Source organism: Moorella naiadis (nom. illeg.), from assembly GCF_051020825.1.
Taxonomy (GTDB): Bacteria; Bacillota; DSM-521; order Neomoorellales; family Neomoorellaceae; genus Neomoorella; species Neomoorella naiadis.
In genome coordinates this window covers 1-1,321 of sequence record NZ_JAXGFQ010000077.1, presented here as the reverse complement: position 1 = coordinate 1,321, position 1,321 = coordinate 1, and the positions used below count along the sequence as shown (strand labels likewise).

General features: G+C 53.9%; 1 protein-coding gene and 1 pseudogene. Both read left to right on the top strand.

Annotation, left to right across the window (positions count from 1 at the left end):
• A pseudogene (locus tag SDD30_RS17360) lies at positions 1–415 on the top strand (IS21 family transposase); the annotation flags it as partial.
• The gene (istB, locus tag SDD30_RS17355; protein WP_434076186.1) at positions 412–1,158 is read left to right on the top strand and encodes an IS21-like element helper ATPase IstB; all 747 of its coding nucleotides are present in this window, start codon (positions 412–414) and stop codon (positions 1,156–1,158) included. The pseudogene SDD30_RS17360 and the gene istB, both read left to right, overlap by 4 nt.
• Positions 1,159–1,321 lie beyond the last annotated feature (163 nt).

Below are 1,321 nucleotides of genomic sequence, written 5' to 3'. Positions count from 1 at the left end.
GGAGGTGGCCATTCACCCCCGGACCTATCTTGCTGATCAGACCTGCCTGGTGCTAGAGCACTACCTGCCAGTGCTGGTGCAAAAGCCGCGTTCCCTGGCCAATGCCGCACCTTTACGCCGGGCTTCCTTGCCCCCGGGACTTTATGAGCTCAAAGAGCGCCTCTTAGGCCGGGGTGAGGACCGGGAACTGGCGCGCATCCTGGGCCTGATCCTCGAGTATGGTATTGAGGAAGTAGAGAAGGCCATAAAACTTGCCCTCAAAAGCGGCCAGGATAGTTTCCAGGCAGTACGCTATTACCTGGGCCAGGAAGATAATGCGGACACTAACCAGGTACAGCTGGATGCCGCCTTCCCCATGGTGGCAGAAGTTAACCTGAAAGCATACGACAGCCTCCTGGGGGGTGGGGTCCATTGAACCAGGCAACAGCTATTCCTTTATATGCCAAAGAACTCAAGCTTCCTACCTTTGCCGATTACCCGGCTGTAATCCGCCAGGCTACGGACCAGGGCTGGGGTTACGAAGAATTCCTCGCGGCGATGCTGGCCCGGGAAGCAGCCAGCCGCAAAGAAAGGCAGATAGCCAGGCGCGTTAAACTCGCCCGCTTCCCTTTCCAGAAAACCTTGGAGGAATTCAAATTTGAGGCCCTGCCCCATGTACAAGAAGCCCTGGCGTGGGAACTGGCTGCCGGCGAATTTATTAAACGCCGGGAAAACATTGTCATGATCGGTAACCCCGGCACCGGGAAAACCCATTTAAGTATCGCCCTGGGCCTTAAAGCCTGTGTCCACGGCTACTCGGTCCGCTTCTTTACCGCCGCCGGCCTGGTTACCAAACTGGCTGAAGCCCAGGACGAAAAAAGGCTGGGCCGCATGCTCAAAGAACTCTCCCGGGTTAACCTGTTAATTGTGGATGAGCTCTCTTATATCTCCCTTCCCCGTCAGGGTGCAGAGTTTCTCTTTCAAGTTATTTCTGAAAGGAGTGAGCGTGGCAGTGTAATTATTAACACCAACCTGGACTTCTCCAAATGGGAGGAAATTTTTGGGGACCGCATGTTGGCGGCAGCCCTGGTAGACCGGGTTACCTTTAAGTCCCATATTTTGAACATGAACGCAGAATCCTATCGCCTGAAACAGCGCCAAAAAGCCAAGGCTGGCTAGAACGGCTGTTCGTCGGTCGCGCTGCCTACCCCTTCCCTGGGGAAGGGTAGGCAGCGTCCCTTCATCCTCAACGTTTTCACATAGGGTGGATCACTTTTACTTTATCATAAGTGGATCAGATTTACTTTGCCATAGTGGATCATTTTTGTATTGACAAACGCAG